Origin of the sequence: Dietzia sp. B19 (assembly GCF_014145155.1) — a bacterium.
In the GTDB taxonomy this organism is placed as follows: domain Bacteria; phylum Actinomycetota; class Actinomycetes; order Mycobacteriales; family Mycobacteriaceae; genus Dietzia; species Dietzia natronolimnaea.
Genome location: NZ_JAALED010000487.1, coordinates 754 through 2,236 on the forward strand (window position 1 = coordinate 754; position 1,483 = coordinate 2,236).

Consider the following 1,483-nt stretch of genomic DNA (forward strand, 5'->3'; position numbering starts at 1 on the left):
CGGGTCCACGCCCGAGGAGCCGTAGACGGTGGTCGAGGAGATCAACACGAACCGCTTGACGGTCGCGGCCCGCCCACAGGCCGCGATCACGTGCATCGAGCCCATGATGTTGGCCTCCTTGACGGCCGCACGGCCGCCCGGGGCGAAATCGGTGTGGTGCAGTCCGGCGTGGACGACGGTGTCGATGCCGGCATCGCGAAGGATGCCCTGGAGGCGCGGCGACTGCGGGTCGAGGCGGACGAACTCGGCGTCCCTCATCCGACGGCGGTGCTGCGGCGACGGTTTGACGGAGTCGATGGCCAGGACGCGCTCGACGGATTCGGACCGGAGCAGCATCCCCACGAGGTGGGCGCCGAGGTATCGGCTCCCGCCCACGACGGCGACAGCCCGGGCGGGCCGACGGGTTGGTGCTTCGGGGTTCACCCAGACCACTGTAGCCGTGGACCCCCCCGGTCCGTCGCCCGGTCCGCGTACCCCGGACGTGCTGCTACACACACCCCGGGACACACCGATGCCCGCCACCACTTGCGGGTGACGGGCATCTGCTACGGGCGTGAGTCCGGGCGCTATCGAGGCGCCGCCGGACTCACTTACCGAGCTTGCGACGCTGCACGCGCGTCCGGCGGAGCATCTTGCGGTGCTTCTTCTTGGACATACGCTTGCGGCGCTTCTTGATCACAGAACCCATATCGGGGGTCACCTACCTGTCGACTACTGGTCTGGGGCCTTACAGCGGGCTTACTGCGTTCCGGCATCTAAGCGGGCTCGGAAGCCGGTACGGAACCCGTCCAGACTACCCGCAGGTGGGGCCGCGACGAAAACGGGCCCGGGGGCCGACCCGGAGCGGGTCAGCCGGCGGAGAAGTACGACGTGTCCAGGTACTCGTGGACCGCCTTGGAATGCACGCGGAACGACCGCCCCACCCGCACCGCGGGCAGCTCGCCCGAGTGGACGAGCCGGTAGACCGTCATCTTGGACACGCGCATGAGCGCTGCGACCTCGGCAACGGTCAGGAACTGGGAACCCCCCGCCGCCTGTGCGCCGCCTTCGGTCTTGTCGGTAGTCGCCATCTCACAACCCTTCGTGGCACGCGTCGTGCCGCAGGCTTCCCCTCCTGCGGTACGGACACGCACGTGCTGGGTATGAGCCTAGCGTGAAGGGTGTGATCAATGCGACGGGAGTGGGCAAATAACTTTGACGACACGCCGCCCGACCGCGGCCTGACCCACCCTGAACAGGGCTTGTGCTAAATGCGACGTCCCGCCAGGTGGCCGTTCTCTCACCTGGCGGGACGTGTGGGGCGCGTGGAGCGCAGCGGGCGATGCCGGGAGGCGGGTCAGTCGTCCCGCTCGTCGTCCTCGGCCTTCTGCGCCGCACGGGCCAGTTCCATCGACCTGGTGGCCGACGCCTCCACGGCGTCCGCCACCGCGGACCGGAAGCCCCCGGCCTCGAGTCGCCGGATCGCCGCCGCCGTGGTGCCGCC

Annotated in this window: 4 protein-coding genes; all 4 read right to left on the reverse strand. The window is 69.4% G+C overall.

Features of this window, described 5'->3' with window-relative positions:
• On the reverse strand, window positions 1-423 hold a 423-nt coding region (locus tag G6020_RS17185; protein WP_347238007.1), incomplete at its 3' end, for an NAD-dependent epimerase/dehydratase family protein.
• Window positions 424-586: 163 nt separating this feature from the next.
• Entirely contained in the window at window positions 587-688 is a 102-nt protein-coding gene (locus tag G6020_RS13400) for an AURKAIP1/COX24 domain-containing protein (protein WP_003855542.1), read from the reverse strand.
• 160 nt (window positions 689-848) lie between these two features.
• Window positions 849-1,070 carry a helix-turn-helix domain-containing protein gene (locus tag G6020_RS13405; protein ID WP_017837771.1) on the reverse strand — a complete coding sequence of 74 codons (222 nt, stop codon included), beginning with the start codon at window positions 1,068-1,070 and terminating at the stop codon, window positions 849-851.
• Window positions 1,071-1,336: 266 nt separating this feature from the next.
• On the reverse strand, window positions 1,337-1,483 hold a 147-nt coding region (locus tag G6020_RS13410; protein WP_277815282.1), incomplete at its 5' end, for a pyrroline-5-carboxylate reductase dimerization domain-containing protein.

Excerpts from the sequence above, each read along its gene's own strand:
- G6020_RS13400 (WP_003855542.1), bottom strand. The coding sequence starts at position 688 with ATGGGTTCTGTGATCAAGAAGCGCCGCAAGCGTATGTCCAAGAAGAAG.
- G6020_RS13405 (WP_017837771.1), bottom strand. The coding sequence starts at position 1,070 with ATGGCGACTACCGACAAGACCGAAGGCGGCGCACAGGCGGCGGGGGGT.